Annotated in this window: 20 protein-coding genes; 14 read left to right on the top strand and 6 right to left on the bottom strand. The window is 73.8% G+C overall.

What is annotated here, in order from left to right; genetic code table 11:
• Positions 1-28 precede the first annotated feature (28 nt).
• From ACYVKZ_RS16255 to ACYVKZ_RS16240, 4 genes are all read left to right on the top strand, one after another.
• Positions 29-1,069 (top strand): bifunctional riboflavin kinase/FAD synthetase, encoded by a 1,041-nt coding sequence (locus ACYVKZ_RS16255; RefSeq protein ID WP_460993283.1) that lies wholly within the window; start codon positions 29-31, stop codon positions 1,067-1,069.
• 171 nt (positions 1,070-1,240) lie between these two features.
• Positions 1,241-1,510: a 30S ribosomal protein S15 gene (rpsO, locus tag ACYVKZ_RS16250; protein WP_066497233.1), complete on the top strand. Its 270-nt coding sequence runs from the start codon at positions 1,241-1,243 to the stop codon at positions 1,508-1,510.
• Positions 1,511-1,740: 230 nt separating this feature from the next.
• Entirely contained in the window at positions 1,741-3,981 is a 2,241-nt protein-coding gene (locus ACYVKZ_RS16245) for a polyribonucleotide nucleotidyltransferase (RefSeq protein WP_460993281.1), read from the top strand.
• 4 nt (positions 3,982-3,985) lie between these two features.
• The gene (locus ACYVKZ_RS16240) at positions 3,986-5,347 is read left to right on the top strand and encodes a M16 family metallopeptidase (protein ID WP_460993279.1); all 1,362 of its coding nucleotides are present in this window, start codon (positions 3,986-3,988) and stop codon (positions 5,345-5,347) included.
• 129 nt (positions 5,348-5,476) lie between these two features.
• Here ACYVKZ_RS16240 and ACYVKZ_RS16235 read toward each other — a convergent pair whose 3' ends face one another.
• The 5 genes from ACYVKZ_RS16235 to moaA all read right to left on the bottom strand — a co-directional run bounded on the left by ACYVKZ_RS16235 (position 5,477) and on the right by moaA (position 9,969).
• Complete coding sequence (locus tag ACYVKZ_RS16235; RefSeq protein ID WP_460993277.1) at positions 5,477-6,343, bottom strand: ABC transporter permease; 867 nt, start codon at positions 6,341-6,343, stop codon at positions 5,477-5,479.
• Positions 6,330-7,397, bottom strand: coding sequence for an ABC transporter ATP-binding protein (locus ACYVKZ_RS16230; protein ID WP_460993275.1), 1,068 nt, complete (start codon positions 7,395-7,397; stop codon positions 6,330-6,332). The genes ACYVKZ_RS16235 and ACYVKZ_RS16230 overlap by 14 nt, the downstream gene beginning before the upstream one ends.
• Positions 7,394-8,464 (bottom strand): LolA family protein, encoded by a 1,071-nt coding sequence (locus ACYVKZ_RS16225; protein ID WP_460993273.1) that lies wholly within the window; start codon positions 8,462-8,464, stop codon positions 7,394-7,396. Before ACYVKZ_RS16225 ends, ACYVKZ_RS16230 begins: the two co-directional genes overlap by 4 nt.
• Positions 8,465-8,554: 90 nt before the next feature.
• The gene (locus tag ACYVKZ_RS16220) at positions 8,555-8,827 is read right to left on the bottom strand and encodes a MoaD/ThiS family protein (protein WP_460993523.1); all 273 of its coding nucleotides are present in this window, start codon (positions 8,825-8,827) and stop codon (positions 8,555-8,557) included.
• Between the two features lie 38 nt (positions 8,828-8,865).
• Entirely contained in the window at positions 8,866-9,969 is a 1,104-nt protein-coding gene (moaA, locus tag ACYVKZ_RS16215) for a GTP 3',8-cyclase MoaA (RefSeq protein WP_460993271.1), read from the bottom strand.
• A gap of 66 nt (positions 9,970-10,035) precedes the next feature.
• Here moaA and ACYVKZ_RS16210 point away from each other — a divergent pair, with 66 nt between their 5' ends.
• The 7 genes from ACYVKZ_RS16210 (at position 10,036) to ACYVKZ_RS16180 (ending at position 15,807) form a co-directional block, all read left to right on the top strand.
• Entirely contained in the window at positions 10,036-11,619 is a 1,584-nt protein-coding gene (locus ACYVKZ_RS16210) for a molybdopterin-dependent oxidoreductase (RefSeq protein WP_460993269.1), read from the top strand.
• Positions 11,616-12,956: a molybdopterin molybdotransferase MoeA gene (locus ACYVKZ_RS16205; RefSeq protein ID WP_460993267.1), complete on the top strand. Its 1,341-nt coding sequence runs from the start codon at positions 11,616-11,618 to the stop codon at positions 12,954-12,956. Before ACYVKZ_RS16210 ends, ACYVKZ_RS16205 begins: the two co-directional genes overlap by 4 nt.
• A complete protein-coding gene (gene moaC / locus ACYVKZ_RS16200; protein WP_460993265.1) occupies positions 12,944-13,465 on the top strand; it encodes a cyclic pyranopterin monophosphate synthase MoaC in 522 nt (173 codons plus the stop codon). The genes ACYVKZ_RS16205 and moaC overlap by 13 nt, the downstream gene beginning before the upstream one ends.
• Positions 13,462-13,986 carry a MogA/MoaB family molybdenum cofactor biosynthesis protein gene (locus ACYVKZ_RS16195; RefSeq protein WP_460993263.1) on the top strand — a complete coding sequence of 175 codons (525 nt, stop codon included), beginning with the start codon at positions 13,462-13,464 and terminating at the stop codon, positions 13,984-13,986. Before moaC ends, ACYVKZ_RS16195 begins: the two co-directional genes overlap by 4 nt.
• The gene (locus ACYVKZ_RS16190) at positions 13,973-14,452 is read left to right on the top strand and encodes a molybdenum cofactor biosynthesis protein MoaE (protein WP_460993261.1); all 480 of its coding nucleotides are present in this window, start codon (positions 13,973-13,975) and stop codon (positions 14,450-14,452) included. The genes ACYVKZ_RS16195 and ACYVKZ_RS16190 overlap by 14 nt, the downstream gene beginning before the upstream one ends.
• A 60-nt stretch (positions 14,453-14,512) precedes the next feature.
• The gene (gene dapB, locus ACYVKZ_RS16185; protein WP_460993259.1) at positions 14,513-15,271 is read left to right on the top strand and encodes a 4-hydroxy-tetrahydrodipicolinate reductase; all 759 of its coding nucleotides are present in this window, start codon (positions 14,513-14,515) and stop codon (positions 15,269-15,271) included.
• 89 nt (positions 15,272-15,360) lie between these two features.
• The gene (locus ACYVKZ_RS16180) at positions 15,361-15,807 is read left to right on the top strand and encodes a hypothetical protein (RefSeq protein WP_307005926.1); all 447 of its coding nucleotides are present in this window, start codon (positions 15,361-15,363) and stop codon (positions 15,805-15,807) included.
• Positions 15,808-15,856: 49 nt separating this feature from the next.
• On the opposite strand, the gene ACYVKZ_RS16175 is transcribed toward ACYVKZ_RS16180, so the two are convergent.
• Positions 15,857-17,116, bottom strand: coding sequence for a heparan-alpha-glucosaminide N-acetyltransferase domain-containing protein (locus ACYVKZ_RS16175; protein ID WP_460993257.1), 1,260 nt, complete (start codon positions 17,114-17,116; stop codon positions 15,857-15,859).
• 102 nt (positions 17,117-17,218) lie between these two features.
• On the opposite strand from ACYVKZ_RS16175, the gene ACYVKZ_RS16170 reads away from it, so the two are divergent.
• From ACYVKZ_RS16170 to ACYVKZ_RS16160, 3 genes are read left to right on the top strand one after another with little or no spacing between them, the layout of a single operon-like run.
• Positions 17,219-17,974, top strand: coding sequence for a carbon-nitrogen hydrolase family protein (locus ACYVKZ_RS16170; protein ID WP_460993255.1), 756 nt, complete (start codon positions 17,219-17,221; stop codon positions 17,972-17,974).
• A 42-nt stretch (positions 17,975-18,016) separates the two neighbouring features.
• The gene (dapA, locus tag ACYVKZ_RS16165; RefSeq protein ID WP_460993253.1) at positions 18,017-18,925 is read left to right on the top strand and encodes a 4-hydroxy-tetrahydrodipicolinate synthase; all 909 of its coding nucleotides are present in this window, start codon (positions 18,017-18,019) and stop codon (positions 18,923-18,925) included.
• A 12-nt stretch (positions 18,926-18,937) separates the two neighbouring features.
• A complete protein-coding gene (locus tag ACYVKZ_RS16160) occupies positions 18,938-20,629 on the top strand; it encodes a ribonuclease J (protein WP_460993251.1) in 1,692 nt (563 codons plus the stop codon).
• Positions 20,630-20,698: the final 69 nt, after the last annotated feature.

Raw genomic sequence — 20,698 nt, 5'->3', positions numbered from 1 at the left:
GCACACACAGGGCGACGAGGCGAGGACGATGGTCTTGATCTGGCACGGAGCGGACGAGATTCCCGGGGATTTCGGCCCGACGGCGGTCACCATCGGTAACTTCGACGGTGTCCACCGCGGCCACCAGCAGGTCCTCGCGCGCCTGCTGGCCACGGCGAGGGAGAGCGGCAGCCGCGCCGTCGCCGTGACGTTCGATCCCCACCCCGCCCAAGTCCACCGGCCCGACACCGCCCCGCACCTCATCATGGGGATCGAGGACCGGCTCGCCGCGCTGTCGGGCTACGGGCTCGACGCGATCCTGGTCCTGCACTACACCCTCGAATTCGCGCAGCAGAGCGCCGAGGACTTCGTCCGCGGCATCTTCGTCGACGCCCTCCACGCCTCGCACGTGGTCGTGGGCCACGACGTCCGCTTCGGGCGCGGGAACGCCGGAGACCTCGCCGCGATGCAGCAGCTGGGGGAGCGGTTCGGCTTCGGCGTCGTCGTCGTGGACGAGTTCACCGAGCAGGCCCCCCGGCACCGTGCCGCAGAGCCTCAGCCCGCCGCCGCGGCCGAGGACGACGACGCCGAAGAGCGCCGCTGCTCCTCGACCTGGGTGCGCGAGGCCCTGGAGTCCGGCGACGTGCGGACCGCGGCGGAGATCCTCGGCCGGCCCCACGCGATGCACGGCACCGTGGTCCACGGCGCCTCCCGCGGGCGGGCCCTCGGGTTCCCGACCGCGAACCTCTCCCATGACGCCGCCGGCCACGTGCCCGCCGACGGGATCTACGCCGGCTGGCTCCTCGACCAGGCCGGGACCCGCTGGCCGGCGGCGATCTCCGTGGGCTCGAACCCGACGTTCGAGGGTGTGGCCCGCCAGGTCGAGGCCCACGTCATCGACCGGCCGGACGAGGCCCCCGAGGACTTCGACCTCTACGGCCAGAACGTCGTCGTCGAGTTCGTCGACCGGCTGCGCGGCATGGTCGCCTACCGCGGGCCCGAGGCGCTGGTGGAGCAGATGAAGCTCGACGTCGATGCCGCGCGGGACGTGCTGGCCGCCTCCGGGCAGGGCGGTGCCTCCCCCCGCTGAAGCAGCCGCGTTTCGACACGGTGAGGCCTGAACCGATAGAATCCTCGGTGGCCCTCGCTGCAGTCCGTGGCGGCCTGGGCCGCACCGGCCCCGCCACCGCGGGAGACCATGCCGGTGTTCCCCGGGGACGCAGCGTCCAGCGGGCCGCACGGCACGAAACGAGGAGCTCCAATGGCTTTGGATCCCGCCGTCAAGCAGGAGATCATCAAGGAATACGCGACGAAGGAAGGCGACACCGGGTCTCCCGAGGTCCAGATCGCCGTCCTGACCAAGCGCATCAAGGACTTGACTGAGCACATGAAGCAGCACAAGCACGACTTCCACACCCAGCGCGGCCTGCTCGCGCTCGTGGGTCGCCGCAAGCGCATGCTCGCCTACCTGCACGACACCGACATCGCGCGCTACCGCTCGCTCATCGAGCGTCTCGGCCTGCGCCGGTAGTCTGGGAGCAGTCCGCCCGTCCGCGTCCAGGCGCGGGCGGGCGGCCAGCTTCCCCCACGCCCCGCCGTCGGCGGGGCACGACAACTGAACCACCATCAGGAGGCACCGGCTGCCTGCGGTCCTCGGTAGTGGCTCTTGAGGGCGTCCGGGACACGGACGCGCCAAGGGCCTCGATCGAAGACCGGGTTCCGGACAGCCTCCGCCACACAAGGAAACGGAGGTGCTCTCCTATGGAGGGTCCCGAGATCCAGTTCTCTGAGGCCGTCATCGACAACGGCCGCCACGGCCAGCGCGTCGTCCGCTTCGAGACCGGCCGCCTCGCCAAGCAGGCCGCCGGCGCGGCGATGGCCTACATCGACGATGACACCGCCCTGCTCTCCGCCACCACGGCGGGCAAGACCCCTCGCGAGGGCTTCGACTTCTTCCCGCTCACGGTGGACGTCGAGGAGCGCATGTACGCCGCGGGCCGCATCCCCGGCTCGTTCTTCCGCCGCGAGGGCCGCCCCTCGACGGACGCCATCCTCGCGTGCCGCCTCATGGACCGCCCGCTGCGCCCGGCCTTCGTCAAGGGTCTGCGCAACGAGGTCCAGGTCGTGGTGACGGTCCTGGCGATCAACCCGGACGAGCTCTACGACGTCGTCGCGATCAACGCCGCCTCGATGTCCACCCAGCTCGCCGGCCTGCCCTTCTCCGGCCCCATCGGCGGCGTGCGCGTGGCCCTCGTCCACGACGAGCAGGGCGCCCAGTGGGTCGCGTTCCCGAAGCACTCGCAGCTGCAGAAGGCGACCTTCGACATGGTCGTCGCCGGGCGCATCGCCGGCGACGACGTGGCGATCATGATGGTCGAGGCCGAGGCCACCGACCACTCCTGGAGCCTCATCAAGGACGAGGGCGCCACGGCCCCGACCGAGGAGATCGTCGCCGAGGGCCTCGAGGCCGCCAAGCCGTTCATCCGCGCGCTCTGCGAGGCCCAGCAGGACCTGGCCGACCGTGCCGCCAAGCCCACCGCCGAGTTCCCCGTCTTCCTCGACTATGAGGCCGACGCGTACGACGCCGTCGAGGCCGCCGCCGCCGCCAAGCTCGCCGAGGTCTTCCAGATCGCCGACAAGCAGGAGCGCGAGGCTGCGTCCGACGCGCTCAAGGCCGAGGTGCTCGCCCAGCTGGCGGCCCAGTTCGAGGGCCGCGAGAAGGAGCTCTCCGCGGCGTTCCGCTCAGTGACCAAGAAGGTCGTCCGCCAGCGCATCCTCACCGAGCAGGTCCGCATCGACGGCCGCGGCCTGACGGACATCCGCCAGCTCACGGCCGAGGTCGAGGTCCTCCCGCGGGTCCACGGCTCGGCGATCTTCGAGCGCGGCGAGACCCAGATCATGGGCGTCACGACGCTGAACATGCTCAAGATGGAGCAGCAGATCGACTCGCTCTCGCCCGAGACGCACAAGCGGTACATGCACAACTACAACTTCCCGCCGTACTCCACCGGCGAGACCGGCCGCGTCGGCTCCCCGAAGCGCCGCGAGATCGGCCACGGTGCCCTGGCCGAGCGCGCGCTCGTGCCCGTGCTGCCGTCCCGCGAGGAATTCCCGTACGCGATCCGCCAGGTGTCCGAGGCCCTCGGCTCCAACGGCTCGACGTCGATGGGCTCCGTGTGCGCCTCGACCCTGTCGCTGCTCAACGCCGGCGTGCCGCTCAAGGCCCCGGTCGCTGGCATCGCCATGGGCCTGGTCTCCGACGAGGTCGACGGCCAGACCCGCTACGCGGCCCTCACCGACATCCTCGGTGCCGAGGACGCCTTCGGCGACATGGACTTCAAGGTCGCCGGCACCGCCGAGTTCGTCACGGCGATCCAGCTCGACACCAAGCTCGACGGCATCCCCGCCTCGGTCCTGGCCGCCGCCCTCAAGCAGGCCCGCGAGGCGCGCCTGCACATCCTCTCGGTGATCAACGCCGCGATCGACCGCCCGGACGAGCTCTCCGAGTTCGCCCCGCGGATCATCGCGATCAAGATCCCCGTGGACAAGATCGGCGAGGTCATCGGCCCCAAGGGCAAGATGATCAACCAGATCCAGGAGGACACGGGCGCCGACATCTCGATCGAGGACGACGGCACCGTGCTCATCGGTGCGACCGATGGCTCCTCGGCCGAGGCCGCCCGTGCCGCGGTGAACGCGATCGCGAACCCGCAGATGCCCGAGGTCGGCGAGCGCTACCTCGGCACCGTCGTCAAGACGACCACGTTCGGCGCGTTCGTCTCGCTCACGCCGGGCAAGGACGGCCTGCTGCACATCTCCGAGCTGCGCAAGCTCGCCGGCGGCAAGCGGGTGGACAACGTCGAGGACGTCGTCTCCGTGGGCCAGAAGGTCCAGGTCGAGATCACCAAGATCGACGACCGCGGCAAGCTCTCGCTCGCGCCCGTCGTGGCCGACGCCGACGCCGCGGACCAGGGCGAGGCCTCGGCGGAGGTCGAAGCGTAGCCGCATGGCAACAGTCGAACTGCCGCTGACCTCGGGCCAGCTCGTGGACGGCGCTCCGGCGTCGACCACGATCTTCGGGAAGGATGGCGGCGCCGTCGTGCGCCGGTCCATCCTTCCCGGGGGCGTACGTGTCCTCACGGAGGCGATGCCGGGCCAGAGGTCGGCGTCGATCGGCTTCTGGGTGGGCGTGGGCTCCCGTGACGAGGCTTCGGGCCAGCACGGGGCCACGCACTTCCTCGAGCACCTGCTGTTCAAGGGCACCGGCCGCCGCACCGCCCTCGAGATCGCCTCGGCGTTCGACGAGGTGGGCGGCGAGTCCAACGCCGCGACGGCCAAGGAGAGCACGTGCTACTACGCGCGGGTGCTCGACACCGACCTCCCCATGGCCATCGACGTCATCGCGGACATGATCACCTCGGCGGTCCTCGACCCCGACGAGCTCGAGCAGGAGCGGGACGTCATCCTCGAGGAGATCGCCATGGACGGCGACGACCCGACGGACGTGGCGCACGAGCACTTCGTCGCCGCCGTGCTGGGCGGCCACCCCCTCGGCCGTCCGATCGGCGGCACCCCGGAGGCCATCCGGGCGGTGCCGCGGGACTCCGTGTGGGAGCACTACCGCCGCTACTACCGTCCCGAGGAGCTCGTGATCACCGCGGCGGGCGGCCTCGAGCACGACGCCGTGTGCTCGCTCGTGCTCGACGCGCTCCAGGGCGCCGGCTGGGACCTCGGGTCCGCGGCCGCCCCGGTGGGCCGCCGCTCCGCGGCGCCCGCGGCCATCACCGGCCAGCCGGGCCTGTCCGTGGTCAAGCGGCAGGTCGAGCAGGCGAACGTCATCATGGGCTGCCCCTCGATCACCGCCACGGACCCGCGCCGGTACGTCATGAGCGTGCTCAACGCGGTGCTCGGCGGCGGCATGTCCTCGCGCCTGTTCCAGGAGATCCGGGAGAAGCGCGGGCTCGTCTACTCGACCTACTCGTTCGCCTCCGCCTACGCGGACGCCGGGTACTTCGGCATCTACGGCGGCTGCGCGCCGGCCAAGGTCCCGCAGGTCCTGGCGCTCATGGCGGCCGAGCTCGAGAAGCTCGCCGAGCACGGCATCACGGACGAGGAGCTGCGCAAGGCCGTGGGCCAGCTCTCGGGCGGGATCGTCCTCGCGCTCGAGGATACCGGCTCGCGCATGTCCCGGCTGGGCCGTGCCGAGCTCGTCTCGGGGGAGTTCCAGGACATCGAGGAGACCCTCGCGCAGATCGGCGCGGTCACCGCGGCGGAGGTCCAGGACCTCGCCCGCGTGCTCGCGACCGCCCCGCGCACCACCACCGTGGTGGGCCCGTTCGAGGAGAGCGAGACCTTCGGCCTCGCCTGAGGCGAAGCAGACCACAGGGACATGACCCCTCATCGAGAGCTCTCGATGAGAGGTCATTTCCCTGCTTTGAGGGGTCATGTCCCTGCGTTGCGGGGTCATGTCCCTACGTTGCGGGGTCATGTCCCGGGCTCAGGCGAGGATGTCCTTGGTGGTGAACCGGCCGTAGGCGAGGGCGCCGAAGAGCGCGATGTAGCCGGCCTGCAGCCACGCGTTCGCGGCGAACGAGTCCCACGAGACCGGATCGCGCAGGAAGTCCGCGAGGCCCAGCCAGTGGTCCGTGAAGAGCCACGGGTGCAGCCAGTCGAGCTGGTCGAGCGCGTCGAGGATCTGGGAGACGACCGCGAGCACCGCCGTCGCGGCCATCGCCCCGACCGGCACCCCGGTCAGGGTCGAGGCGAACAGCCCGATCGCGGCGAGCCCGAGCAGCGACACCGTCGCGTACGCGGCCATGAGCAGCAGCCGCCCGAAGGACTCGGCCGGCCCGATCTGCGTGCCGGACAGGAGCGTCGCCTGGCCGAGCGGGAACAGGGCCAGCCCCACCGCCGTTCCCCCGAGGACGACGGCGATCCCCGCCGCCGCGCAGAAGACGGCAGAGCTGAGGTACTTCACCGCGAGCAGCCGCGAGCGCCCCGCGGGGGCGAGGAGCAGGTAGCGCAGCGTCCCCAGGCTCGCCTCGCCGGCAATCGCATCCCCAGCCACGACGCTGATGGTCAGCGGCAGGAACAGCGGCGTGCAGACCACGAGCCCCACGACCCCGGCGAAGAGCCCGTTGTCGGTGATCTGGTCGAGGAAGGCGGGCCCGCGGCCGCTCGGCGGCCGGCCGGGGGAGAACTTCACAGCGAGCCCGATGAGCACGGGCACCGCCGCGAGGGCCGCGAGCATGGCCCACGTCCGCCACCGCCCGAACAGGACCCGCAGCTCCGAGGCGAGGAGCTTGGCCGTGTGGCTGGCCCCGCGGGCGTCCACCGCGGGGCGGGACAACTCAGCCTGCGACATCGAAGCCCTCCCCGGTCAGCTCCACGAAGCGCTCCTCGAGCGTGGCGCCCTCGGCGCTGAACCCGCGCACCCGCACACCGGCCGCCACGAGCGCCGCCACCAGGTCCTCCGCCGGCGGAGAACCCGCCCCGGCAGCAGGCGCAGGCGCGCCGGCCGCGGGCGGCGGGTCCCCGGCGTCGTGCGCGGGTCCGGCACCGCCGCCGTCGGCGGACCCGGCGGCCGCGGCGGCGACGACTGTGCCCGGCCCGGCAGGCTCGACGTGCAGGCCGAGGCGCCGCAGGACGTCGGCCGCCGCGGCGGCGTCGGGAGTGCGCACCTCGATCCGCGGACTCGCCCCCGCGCGCAGCTCGTCGAGGGTCCCCTGGGCCACGAGGCGCCCGGTGCGCAGCACGGCGGCATGCGTGCAGATCTGCTCGACCTCTGCCAGCAGGTGGCTCGAGACGAAGACCGTGGTGCCGTCCTCGGCGAGCGAGCGGATCAGGCCCCTGACCTCGCGCGTGCCCTGCGGGTCGAGGCCGTTGGTGGGCTCGTCGAGGACGAGGAGGTCGCGCGGGGCGAGCAGTGCCGCGGCCAGCCCGAGGCGCTGCTTCATGCCCAGCGAGTAGGCGTGCACCTTCTTGCCCGCGGCGTGCGAGAGCCCCACCCGCTCGAGGGCCGTCCCGACGCGCGCGCGACGGGTGGCCCGGGCGGTGAGGGGATCGGCGGCGTCGAACCGTGCCAGGTTGGCGGCCCCGGTGAGGAAGGGGTAGAACGCGGGCCCCTCCACGAGGGCCCCGACGCGCGGCAGCACGCTGCGCGCCGCCCGCGGCATCGGCTCGCCGAGCACCTCGGCGTGCCCCGACGTTGGGGCCACGAGCCCCAGCAGCATCCGGATGGTGGTCGTCTTCCCGGAGCCGTTGGGGCCGAGGAACCCGAACACGGCGCCGCGCGGCACCTCGAGGGCGAGGGAGTCGACGGCGGCGTGCGCGCCGAAGCGCTTCGTGAGGGCGTGGGTACGGAGGGCGGTGCCCCCGGCGCCGGGGCGGGTCCGCGCAGCGTCCGGCCCCGCCGTCACCTGGCGGCCGCTGCCTCGAGGGCCGCCGCGGGGACGGCCCCCGCCAGCACGCGGCCGTCGTCCAGGAGCAGCACGGTGAACAGCGAGGTGCTGATCACCCGGCCGCCCGCGGCCGGCGCGGCAAGCTGCTTCATGAGCGGCTGGTCCTTCAGGCCCGCAGGCACCTTGTCCGCCGGGATGATGGTGATGGCGTCCCAGCCCCCCGGCGCGGCCGAGGCCGGGGCGTGCTGGGCCTTCGCCGGCCGGTGCTGCGCGGGGGCGGGGAGCTGCTGCTGTGTGACCTTCGCGCCGGCGGGCGGGGTGAAGGCGAAGACGGAGGTATCCGGTGCCGCCAGGGTCAGCTGGGTGAAGGCGGCGTGGAAGGCTGCGGCGTCCTGCCCCTTCGCGTACACATCCACGGCGAGCGGCAGCCCAGTCTGCGCCTCGACCGCGATCCGGACGGAGGCAACGAGGGTGCCGGCGGCCTTCGGGGTCAGCACGAGCGTGTAGGCGCTGTGGCCTGCGACCGTGGCGGGCTGGGCGAGGGAGACTGCGGTGCTCGGCCCGGCGGCGGCCAGCAGCCGCTGCGCGAGCTGGTCAGGGGACACGGCGGCCGCGCTGGGCACCGCGGCCGCACCTGCCGAGGGCAGGGCGGCGTGGGTGACCGCGTGGGCCCGGGAATCGTAGGTCCACAGGTCGCTGCCGTTGCGGACGGCGTCGCGCTCGGCGAGCTGGTCGAGGACCTGCACCCGCTCGCGCGTGGGACCGTCGGCGTAGACCTTCGCGGTGTGCGCGCTCGTGAGCAGCTCCAGCATCGCCGCCTCGGAGCCGAAGGAGGTGCTGCCCTTCGCGGCGCCGAGCGCCTGGCCCGGGATCGAGGGCAGCCCGAGGTCGGAGCTCTGCTCGACCGTGCCGGAGAACTGCCGGGCAGTGTGGCCGGCTGCCAAGGCGAGGACCTGCTCGGGGGTCGCGGGCGGGGGCGGGGATCCGGCCGTCGCCCCGGAGGCGAACAGGCCCACGGCCACGACGGCAGGGACCGCCGCGGCCGGGATCCAGCGGAGCCAGCGGCGCTGGGTGTCGGCGTTCATCGAGACCTCCGGGGAAGGAACCTTTGCCTCAACGCTACGCCGGTCCCGGGCGCCTGTCGTCATCCCTGGGGCGGATCCCGGTTCGGGGGCTCAGCCGCCCGCGAACGGGGGCAGCACATCCACCACGTCGCCGTCCGCGAGCACGCGCGCACGGTCCCGCACGGCCACCTCGTTCACCAGGAACGAGCACCGGCGCAGCACCTCGGCCAGCGGCGGGGCGCCCGTGTCGGAGGAGGCGGGGACGCGGACGACGGCGAGCGCCGCCTCGAGCGCCTCGGCGAGGCTCGCGCCGTCGGGCGCCGACAGCGACTCCTCGGCCCTGCCGGCGGCGGCCTGGGCCGCGGCGTAGTACCGCAGCGTGATCTGCAAGGGCTCTCCTAGGGTCGCTCGGAGGCTGCGGGTCAGCCGCCGATGGCGGACATCGAGCGGTCCGGCTGCACGAAGCCGTCCGCGCCGAGGCCCGTGTGGTCCATGCCGTGGGCGCGCGGCTTGAGCCACATCGCCTCCTGCCACCGCCGCGTCACCTGCTCGTCGGAGGCCCCCGAACGCAGGAGCCCGCGGAGGTCCACCTCCTCGTGGGAGAAGAGGCAGCTCATGACCTTCCCCTCGGCCGTGATGCGGGTGCGCTTGCAGTCCGCGCAGAACGGCTCGGTCACCGAGGCGATGATGCCGACGGTACCGAGCAGCGCGCCGCCGTCCTTCGCCCGCACCTCGAACCGCTCGGCGGGCGCACCGTCGCGGTCCCGGGGATCGGGGGAGAGGCCGAAGCGCTCCGAGAGCAGCCCGCGGACCTCGCCGGCGGCGACCATGCCGTCTCGGGTCCACCCGTGGTCGGCGTCGAGGGGCATCTGCTCGATGAACCGCAGCTCGTAGCCGCGCTCGAGGCACCACGCGAGCAGGTCGGGACCGTCGGCGTCGTTGATCCCGCGCATGAGTACGGAGTTGATCTTGATCGGCCCGAGCCCGGCCGCGTCCGCGGCCTCGATCCCGGCGAGGACCCGGTCGAAGAAGGGGCGGCGGGCCAGCTGGGCGAACGTCTCCGGGTGCAGGGTGTCGAGCGAGACGTTGATGCGCGTCAGTCCGGCGGCCTTGAGCGCGGCGGCCTTGGCATCCAGGCCCACGGCGTTGGTGGTGAGGGCGATCGGCAGGTCGGGGTGCGCCGCGCGGAGAGCCGCGACGATGTCCACCAGGTCCGCGCGCACGAGCGGCTCGCCGCCCGTGAGCCGCAGCTCCCGCACGCCGAGCACGCGGACGCCGATCCCCACGAGGCGCACGATCTCCGCGGCGGACAGGAGCGCGTCCTTCGCGAGCCACGGCAGGCCCTCGGCCGGCATGCAGTAGGAGCAGCGGAGGTTGCACTTGTCCGTGAGCGAGAGGCGCATGTCCGTCGCCACGCGGCCGTACCGGTCCTGGAGGCCCGGCAGACCCGCGGGCCGGTCCGCCGCCAGCGCCCCCACCGAGGGCTCCGAGGCACGCACCTGCGGCATCCCGAGCTCAACACCCATGCATCTACAGTACGCGAGTGGCGCCCGCCACGGGCCGGCCGGGCGCAGGGGACCTATTCTGGTGCCATGAGCGCAGGACCTGAGCCCCTCGCCGCGCCGGCGGGGCAGCGGCGCGCCAGCCGGGTCCGGGGCGCGGCCGCCGCCGGGGCGGGCGTCGTCGCGGCCGCGGCCGGGGTGCTCTCCGGGGAACTCGCCGCCGGCCTGCTCAGCCCGTCCCTGAGCCCGGTGTCCGCCGTGGGCAGCGCCGTCACCGATCTCGCCCCGCCCGCGGCCAAGGACTGGGCCATCCAGACCTTCGGCACCGGGGACAAGGCGTTCCTCGTCACCGCCATCGGCGTCGTCCTCGCGCTCCTCGGCGCCGCCGCCGGCCTCCTCGAACTCCGCCGGCCCGGGGCCGGGGCCGCGCTCGCCGGCGCCGTGGGCCTCGCGGGGCTCGCGGCCGTGGCCACCCGCTCGCTCGGTGCGCCGGCCGCGTGGACCTGCGCGCTCCTGGCAGGCGCCGTGGCCGTGTCCCTGCTCCGCTGGCTCGTGGGCCGCCTCCGGCGGGAGGCCGGCGCGCCGGGGCAGCTGCCGGCCGGGCTGCCCCGCCGGGGCTTCCTGCGGGCCCTGACCGGCACGGCGGCCGCGGTCGCCCTCGGAGGGGTGCTGACCGGCGTCGTGCGCAGCGCCTCGCTCGCGGCGGACGCGGCCCGCGCCGCCCTCCGGCTCCCCACCCCCGCCCAGCCCGCCCCGCCGCTTCCCGCCGCGGCCGAGGTCGGCGTTCCGGGCGTGAGCGCCCTCGTCACCCCTAGCACCGAGTTCTACCGGATCGACACCGCGTTCGTCGTCCCCTCCGTCGACCCTGGCAGCTGGCGCCTCGCGGTCACCGGGCTCGTCGGCCAGCCGGTGACCCTCACCTGGGCCGACCTCCTCGCCCAGCCGCTCGTGGAGCGGTACATCACCCTCACCTGCGTCTCCAACGAGGTGGGCGGGGACCTCGTGGGCAATGCCCGCTGGCTCGGCTGGCCCGTGCGGGAGCTGCTCGCCCGCGCGCGCCCCGCGGCCGGGGCGGACATGGTCCTCTCGCGCAGCGTCGACGGGTTCACCGCGGGCACCCCACTCGAGGCCCTCACCGATCCCGGCCGGGACGCGCTCCTCGCGATCGGCATGAACGGGGCGCCCCTCCCGCCCGAGCACGGGTTCCCCGTGCGGCTCGTGGTCCCGGGCCTGTACGGCTACGTCTCCGCGACCAAGTGGGTCACCGAGCTCAAGGTCACCACGTTCGCCGCCGACCAGGCCTACTGGAGCACCCGCGGCTGGAGCGAGAAGGGCCCGGTCAAGACCGCCTCGCGGATTGACGTGCCCCGCCGCGGCAGCCGGGTCGCTGCCGGGCAGGTCGTGGTGGCGGGCGTCGCATGGGCCCAGCACCGCGGCATCTCGCGCGTGGAGGTCAGCGTGGACGACGGCGCGTGGCAGCAGGCGCGGCTCGGCACCGGCATCTCGCGCGACACCTGGTACCAGTGGGCCGCGCCGGTGCGCCTGGCCGCAGGACGGCACCGCATCGCCGTCCGCGCGACCGACGGCGACGGGCAGGTCCAGACAGCAGCGATCGCCGCGCCCGCGCCCGACGGGGCCACGGGGTACGACATCATCGAGGTGGAGGCCACATGACGCATTCCGACTCCGGCGCGGCGCCCGCGGCGCCGGCCGAGGCCCGTCCGCACGACCGACGCCCAGGGCACGGGCCAGCGCACGATCACCGCCACCGGCACCGCAGCGTCGAGGAGCACCGGGAGCTGATGGCCCGGCTCCTCGCCCCGCTCGCCGACAGGGCCGCGCAGGACCGCTCGCTCGAGGCGGCCCTCGGCACTGCCCTCGCCTCCGACCTCGTGGCCCCGGCCAGCCTCCCGCCGTTCGACAACTCCCAGATGGACGGCTTCGCCGTGTGCTCGTCGGACCCCGGCTCGCGCGACGGGGACGGCTCCCGGGGCGGGGCCGGGTCGGGCCTGCGCCGGTTCACGGTGGCAGCGCCGATCCCAGCGGGCGCCCCCGCGCCGCCGCTGCGCCCCGGCCACGCGGCGCCGATCATGACCGGGGCCATGCTCCCCGCCGGCGCCGACGCCGTGGTGCGGGTCGAGCTGGCCGTCCCGTCCGGCTACCCGCCCGAGGGCGGCACCGTGGACCTTCCAGTGGTCGAGGCCGGGACCTACGTGCGGCGGGCCGGGAGCGACGTGGCGGCGGGCGCCGTCGTGCTTCCCGCCGGCACAGCACTCGGCCCGGCCCAGCTCGGGCTCGCCGCCGGGCTCGGACTGTCGCTGCTGCGGGTGCGGCCGCCGCTGCGCGCCGTGCTCGTCAGCACCGGGGCGGAGCTCGCGGCCCCCGGACGGCCGCTGGGCCCCGGCCAGATCCACGACGCGAACGGGGCGCTCCTGCGCGCCGCGCTGCGGGAGGGCGGGGTGGAGGCGCGCGCGGTCGCGGTGCGCAGCGACGAGCCGGCCGAGCTGCGCGGCACCCTCGAGCGGCTCGCCCGCGGACCCGAGCGGCCCGACCTCCTCATCACCACCGGCGGCGTCTCGAAGGGCGCCTTCGAGGCGACCAAGCTCGCCCTGGACGGGCACGACGTCGAATTCGCCCACCTCGCGCTGCAGCCCGGCGGCCCCCAGGGGATGGGCACGTTCGCGGGGCTGCCGCTCATCGCGTTTCCCGGCAACCCCGTCAGCTGCTGGATCTCCTGGGAGGTCCTCCTCAGGCCCGTGCTCGCGGCGCTCCTCGGTGCGCCCCGCGCCCGCCGCCGGGTCCGCGTCCCCCTCGCCGAGCCGCTCGAATCGCCCGCCCGCACCCTCCAGGTCCGCCGCGCCCGGCTGCGGCCCGACGGCGCGGTCGGAATCGTGGGCGGCCCCGGCTCCCACCTCCTCGGCGCCCTCGCCGCCTCGGACGCCCTCGTCATGGTGCCCGAGGACGTCACCGCGCTCGCCGCCGGGGCCGACGTGGAAGTATGGCTCACGTGACTGAGACCCCCCACCCCGCACCCGGCCCGGGCCTGACCCACGTCCGCGCCGACGGCAGCGCGCACATGGTCGACGTGAGCGCCAAGCCCGAGTCCACCCGGGAGGCGACGGCCCAGGCGGTCCTGAACACCACCCGGGAGGTCATCGCCCTCCTGGCGGAAGGCGGCCTGCCCAAGGGCGATGCGCTCGCCGTGGCCCGGGTGGCCGGCATCATGGCTGCGAAGAAGACCCCGGAGCTCATCCCGCTGTGCCACCCGCTCCCCATCGCCAAGGTCACGGTCGACTTCGAGCTCGGCCCCGCGGCCGTCACCGTGTTCGCCACCGTGAAGACCCGCGGCGTGACCGGGGTGGAGATGGAGGCCCTCACCGCGGCGTCCGTCGCCGCCCTGGGCGTGTACGACATGGTCAAGGCCGTGGACAAGCACGCCGTCATCACCGATGTGAGGGTGCTCGCCAAGTCCGGCGGCAAGAGCGGGGACTGGGATGCCCGCACTGGAGGCGGGGCATGAGCGGGCACGACGCCGCGCACGCCCCCGACGGCGGGCGCCGGGCGGGCATCGTGATCGCCTCCACCCGTGCGGCCACCGGCGTGTACGAGGACCGCACGGGCCCCGTGGTCGCGGACTGGCTCTCCGACCACGGCTTCGAGGTCATCCCGCCCGCGGTGGTCCCGGACGGCCCCAGCGTCGGGGCGGCCCTGCGCGCCCTCCTCGCGCTCGGGCCGGACGCGATCATCACGAGCGGCGGCACCGGCCTGAGCCCCGACGATGTGACCCCTGAGGAGACCCGCCCCCTGCTCGACCGCGACGTGCCGGGCATCATGGAGGCCCTGCGCGCGGCCGGCACCGCCAAGACCCCGCTGGCGGCGCTCTCGCGGGGGCATGCCGGCCTCTCCGGGCGGACCTTCATCGTCAACCTGCCCGGCTCGCCGTCCGGCGTCATGGACGGCCTGGCCGTCCTCGACCCGATCATCGGCCACATCTGCGATCAGGCCGCCGGCCGGGGAGGAGCCAGCCATGACCACCACTGAGCCCGTCGAGGTCCTGCACGCGGCCGTGACCACCGACCCGCTCGACGAGGCCGCCGCCCGGGCCGCCGTCGACGCCCCGGACGCGGGCGCCGTCGTGCTCTTCTCCGGCGTGGTCCGCGACCACGACGACGGCCGCGGCGTCGCCCGTCTCTCCTACAGCGCGCATCCGAGCGCCGAGGCGACCCTGCGCTCCGTCGTCGCGGCGACCATCGGCGACGTGCTGGCGGCGGCCGACGGCGGGACGGCCGGCGCGCCGGAACGTCCCCTGCGGGTGTGGATCGCGCACCGCGTCGGCGAGCTCGCGGTCGGCGACGCGGCGTTCGTCTGCGCGGTCTCCGCGGCCCACCGCGGCGAGGCCTTCCGGCTGTGCTCCGAGCTCGTGGACCGGGTCAAGGCGGAGGTTCCCATCTGGAAGGAGCAGTTCTTCGCCGACGGCGGGAGCGAGTGGGTCGCGGCGCTCGGCTGAGGGCGGCCTCCCGGCGCCACGATTCTGACCACCGCGGCCCGCGCCAGTAGGCTGGGCCGCATGGCAGAACGACTTCCCGTGGCAGTGCTGGGCGCGAACGGGCGCATGGGTTCCGAGGCCGTCAGGGCAGTCGGCGCGGCCGAGGACATGGACCTCGTCGCAGCGCTCGGCCGGGGCGACTCCCTCGAGGGCCTCCTCGACGCCGGCGCCCGGTACGTCGTCGACCTCACCGTCCCCGACGCCACCGAGGCCAACGTCCGGTTCGCCGTCGAGCACGGCCTCCACGCCGTCGTGGGGACCACCGGGTGGAACGAGGAGCGGCTCGGGTCGCTGCGCGACCTGCTCGCCGCCCATCCCGGGACCGGCGTCCTCATCGCGCCGAACTTCGCCCTCGGGTCCGTGCTCGCCTCGGCCTTCGCCGCCAAGGCCGCCCGCTACTTCGAATCGGTCGAGATCGTCGAGCTGCACCATCCCGACAAGGTCGACGCCCCCTCCGGCACGGCCGTGCGGACGGCCCAGCTCATCTCCGCTGCCCGCAGCGAGGCCGGACTCGGCCGGTCCCCGGACGCGACGACCAAGCAGCTCGACGGCGCACGGGGCGCCGACGTCGACGGCGTCCGCGTCCACGCCGTGCGCCTCCGCGGCCTCGTCGCCCACCAGGAGGTCCTCCTGGGCGGACCGGGGGAGCAGCTGACCCTCCGCCACGACTCGTTCGACCGCGCATCCTTCATGCCCGGGGTGCTCGTGGGGCTGCGCGAGGTCGCCGCGCACCCGGGCCTCACCGTCGGCCTCGACGGCTACCTGGACCTCGGGCTGTGAGCGCCATGGACCCCGCGGATCGCCAGAACCGGAACAACTCCCAGGACCCGCAGCGTTCGCCGCGGTCGGGCGGCGCGTGGGCCTGGTTGATGGCGAACAAGACCAAGATCGGCGTCGTCGCCATCACCGTGCTGCTGGTGTTCTACCTCATCCTCACCTTCGACCGCGCCCGGATCCTCCTGCTCGACCCGGCTCCGGTCGCCAAGGCAATCGGCGCCGGCTACCTCCTGCTCCCGGTCGTGGGGGTGTGGGCGCTCCTGCGCGAGCTCGCCTTCGGCACGCGGCTCGAGCGCATGGGCAGGGAACTCGAGGCCGAGGGCGGCCTGCCGGAAGACACGCTCCCGCGCACGGCCGGCGGAAGGATCGTGCGGTCGGCCGCCGACGCCGAGTTCGCGCAGTACCGCCACGAGGCGGAGGCGGCGCCCGAGGACTGGCGGTCGTGGTACCGCCTCGGGCTCGCCTACGACGCCGCGGGCGACCGCAAGCAGGCACGCTCCGCCATGCGGCAGGCGATCGCCCTCCACCGGGCCCGCTGAAACAGGCCAGCCGGCCGGGCTGCAGGGGGCAGCGCTGCCGGCGGCAGCCCTACCGGTGCGAGGACGCGCTGCGGCGCGCCGGGCCGCGGGCGCCGGTCCTGCCGGCGACGCCGAGCTGGGCCGCAGCATGCGCCACGGCCTCCAGCGGCCCCCGCCAGCCGTTGGCCCGGACGAAGAGGCCGAGCGCGAGGGCGGCAACGACGTGGACGGCCAGCAGCGCCTCACGGGTGAGGTGCGCCCAGTCCGCGAGCGGGAGCGTGAGCGCCGCGACGTGGGCCGAGTAGAGGGTCAGCGTCATGGCCCCGGCGCCCGCGAGCGGTGCGAGCAGCCCCGTCCGCGCCAGCGGCGCGATCCGGGCGAGGAGGAGGAAGGCTCCGATGGCGGCGGCCGAGGTCCCGGCCGTGTGCAGGAGATCGAGCGACGTGCCGGCGTGCGGGGCGGCAGAAGTCAGCCACCACCACGTGCCGGTCTGGTCGACCCCCGTGAGGTTCCCCTCGAGCATGGCGCGCAGCGGCCACACCTTCGCCTGAGGGGTGGACAGGAGGACGTTGAGGCCCCCGAGCGGGCCGAGGAAGGCCCAGGCGCAGGCCTTCGCGAGCACGGCCGCCGCGGCACCCGCAAGGACGAGCCACACCTGCGTCGCGGTCCGGGTGAGGTCCGCGCGGCCGATCCACAGGCCGACCAGGAGGTAGGCGAACCACTGGAGGGCCGGGTAGTAGCCGGTGACGGCGAGGTCCGCGACGAGGCGAACCGGATCGGAAAGGTCCGGCCAGGACGGGCTGTGGCCCAGCCGGAGCGGGGGCACGGACGCGAGCAGGAGCGGCCGGAGCAGGTACGCCGCGACGGGGGCGAGGAGGATCCAGACGACGGCCAGCAGCCCGAGGGTCTGGCGGCGGAGCCGGAGCACGCCGAGCGCGCACCAGAACAGCACCGCGTAGTCCACGAGGATCACCGCGACGCCCACGCGCGCGAGGCCGAGGGTGAGCCCGACGGCGGCGATCACCGCCGCGCGCAGCGCGAGCCCGAGCCGGTTCCGCTCCGCGGGGACCCGTCCCAGGGTGAGCGAGACGCCGGCGAGCACGGCGAACAGGGCCGCCGCCCGGCCCGAGAGCACTGATCCGACCCACGTGGCGGCGAAGGCACCCGTGTCCGGATCCTGCGCCACCGTCGGCAGGATGTGCGTGGCCATCATGGCCAGCAGGGCCGTCCCGCGTGCCATGTCGAGCCCCGCGAGCCTGGCCGGCCCGCCCCCGCGCGCCCGGCCCGCCGACGAGCCCCGGGTGCCCGCCACCCCCGATTGTCCGCCCATGCTCCCGATGCTCTCACGGCGTGCCGGCGCCCCGCGGCCGGGGCCCGCGGCGGGAGGTGCCGCGCGCCGGGGCCGTGTATCCGGGTGGCCTAGGATGGGCCTATGTCCGCCGAGCTGACCGTCTCTGCCGTGCAGTCCGTGGCGCTCCCGGGCGGGCTGGCCGCGAACATCGACGAGCACGTGCGCCTCCTCGAGGACGCGGACGCCCATGGGGCCAGGCTCGCGGTCTTCCCCGAGCTCTCGCTCACGGGCTACGACCTCGACCTCTTCTCCGACGAGTCCGCCTGGCTCACCCGTCCCTCGGCCCAGCTCTCCGAACTCCAGGCGGCCTGCGAGGACATGGGCATCTCCGCCGTCGTGGGGGCGGCCGTCCGCGAGCCGGACCGCACGCCGCACCTCGCCTCCGTCCTTGTGCGCCCCGGGGCGCCGGCCGTGATCGCGCCCAAGATGCACCTGCACGGCAGGGAGCGGGAGATCTTCGAGCCCGGGTCCCGCCTCACCGTCGTCGACGTCGACGGCTGGAATGTGGCCCTCGCCGTCTGCTTCGACGTCGCGCAGCCCGGCCACGCCGCGGAGGCCGCGGCCGCCGGAACCGACCTGTACGCGGCGTCGGCCGTCTATGTGGCGGGGGAGGAGCGCCGGCTGGACCTCCACTTCGGGGCCCGCGCCATGGACAGCCGCTTCTTCGCCCTGCTCGCCAACGCCGGCGGAACCAGCGCCCTGGGCCACTCGTGCGGACAAAGCGGGGTGTGGGGGCCGGACGGGCACCGGATGGCGTCCGCGGCCGGGACCGGGACCGAGGTCGTCACGGCGGTCCTGTTCCGTTCGGCGCTCGAGCGCTACGCCCGCCCGTCCTGACGCGTTGCCCAAAGCGGCGGCGTCCACGGTAACGTTCTGTATATGGCAGACGAGAACCGCACGCGCACTTTCGGCACGCTCCTCACGGCGATGGTGACCCCGTTCACCGCCGACGGCGACGTCGACTACGATGCGGCGGCGTCCCTGGCGGCCAAGCTCGTCGACGACGGCTGCGACGGGCTCGTCGTCACCGGCACCACGGGGGAGACGTCCACCCTGACGGACGAGGAGAACCTCGGCATGTTCAAGGCCGTCCTCGAGGCCGTGGGCGGCCGGGCCAAGGTCATCGCCGGGACGGGCACGAACGACACCCGCCACTCGGTGAGCCTCTCGCGCCGCGCCGAGGCCCTCGGCGTCGACGGTCTCCTCCTCGTCACGCCCTACTACAACAAGCCCAGCCAGGCCGGCGTCCAGGCCCACTTCGAGACGGTCGCCTCGGCCACCGAGCTGCCCGTCATGCTCTACGACATCCCGGGCCGGTCGGGCATCCCGATCGCCCCTGAGACGATCCTCCGGCTCGCCGAGCACCCCCGCATCGTCGGCCTCAAGGACGCCAAGGCCGACTTCGCCTCGGTGACGCGCGTGCTCGCCAAGACCGACCTCGCCGTCTACTCGGGCGACGACGGCCTGACCCTCCCGTGGATGGCCGCCGGAGCGCTCGGCGTCGTCTCCGTCACCGCGCACGTCGCCACGAAGCAGTTCCGCGCGCTCGTCGACGCGGCGCTCGCGGGCGACTTCGCGGCCGCGCGCCAGGTCCACTTCGACCTCGACCCGGTGATCCGCGGGATCATGACCCGGGTCCAGGGCGCGGTCGCCGCCAAGCAGGTTCTCAAGTGGCAGGGTGTCCTGCCCAACTCCGTGGTCCGGCTCCCGCTTGTGGAGCCCGGCGACGCGGAGCTCGCCCTCATCCGCAACGATCTCGCCGAAGCCGGAATGGACTTCGGCGCCTAGGAGCAGCCCAGCATGACCCAACGAGCCCTGTCCATCCTCACCACTCCGCCCCCGCTCCCGACGGGGACCCTGCGGATCGTCCCGCTCGGCGGGCTCGGTGAGGTCGGACGGAACATGGCCGTCTTCGAGATCGAGGGCAAGCTCCTCGTCGTCGACTGCGGCGTCCTCTTCCCCGAAGAGACCCAGCCGGGCGTGGACCTGATCCTGCCCGACTTCTCCTACCTCGAAGGCCGCATCCAGGACATCCTCGCCGTCGTGCTCACGCACGGCCACGAGGACCACATCGGTGCCGTCCCGTACCTCCTCCGCCACCGCCGGGACATCCCCCTCGTGGGCTCGCAGCTGACGCTGGCCCTCGTGGAGGCCAAGCTCGCCGAGCACCGCATCACGCCGGTGCTGCGGGTCGTGGAGGAGGGCCAGGTGCTGGACTTCGGTCCGTTCCAGACCGAGTTCGTGGCCGTCAACCACTCGATCCCGGATGCCCTGGCCGTCTTCATCCGCACCGCCGGGGGCACGGTCCTCCACACGGGCGACTTCAAGATGGACCAGCTCCCGCTCGACGGCCGCATCACCGACCTCCGCCACTTCGCCCGGCTGGGCGAGGAAGGCGTGGACCTGTTCATGGCAGACTCCACCAATGCGGACGTCCCCGGGTTCACCACCGCGGAGAAGGAGATCGGCCCCACGCTCGACAGGCTCTTCGGGCAGGCACGCAAGCGGATCATCGTGGCCAGCTTCTCCTCGCACGTCCACCGCGTGCAGCAGGTGCTCGACGCTGCCCACCAGCACGGCCGCAAGGTCGCCTTCGTGGGCCGTTCTATGGTGCGCAACATGGGGATCGCGGCCAAGCTGGGCTACCTCGACGTGCCGCCGGGCATCCTCGTGGACATGAAGGCCATCGACAGCATCCCGGACCACCGCCTCGTGCTGATGTCCACCGGATCCCAGGGCGAGCCCATGGCCGCGCTCTCGCGCATGGCGAACGGCGACCACCGCGTGCAGGTCGGCGACGGCGACACGGTGATCCTCGCGTCCTCCCTCATCCCCGGCAACGAGAACGCCGTCTTCCGCGTCATCAACGGCCTGCTCAAGCTCGGCGCGAATGTGATCCACAAGGGCATGGCGAAGGTCCACGTCTCCGGCCACGCGGCCGCCGGCGAGCTCCTCTACTGCTACAACATCGTCGAGCCGCTCAACGCGATGCCGGTGCACGGCGAGACCCGCCACCTCATCGCCAACGGCAACCTCGCCCTCGAGACGGGCATGGAGCCGGACAGTGTCATCCTCGGCGACAACGGAACCGTGGTCGACCTCAAGGACGGCGTGGCGAAGATCGTCGGGCAGATCGAGGTCGGCTTCGTCTACGTCGACGGCAGCAGCGTCGGCGAGATCACCGACGTCGACCTCAAGGACCGCCGGATCCTCGGGGAAGAGGGGTTCATCTCCGTCATCACCGTCGTGAACCGCTCGACCGGCAAGGTCGTCAGCGGGCCGGAGATCCACGCCCGCGGTGTCGCCGAGGACGACGCCGTGTTCGACGACATCATCCCCAAGATCAATGCCGCGCTCGAGGAGGCGATCCTCGCCAAGCCCGACCACACCGCCTACCAGCTCCAGCAGGTGATCCGGCGGGTCATCGGCAACTGGGTGAGCCGGAAGCTGCGCCGCAAGCCCATGATCATCCCCGTGGTCCTGGAGGCCTGACGCCCCGGCCCTTCCGCCGCCCAAGGCCGCCGCTCCCGTGGAAATCCGCGGGGGCGGCGGCCTTTCGCG

Source organism: Sinomonas soli (assembly GCF_054782415.1).
The sequence above is the reverse complement of the archived record's forward strand: the minus strand, read 5'-3'. Positions and strand labels throughout refer to the sequence as shown.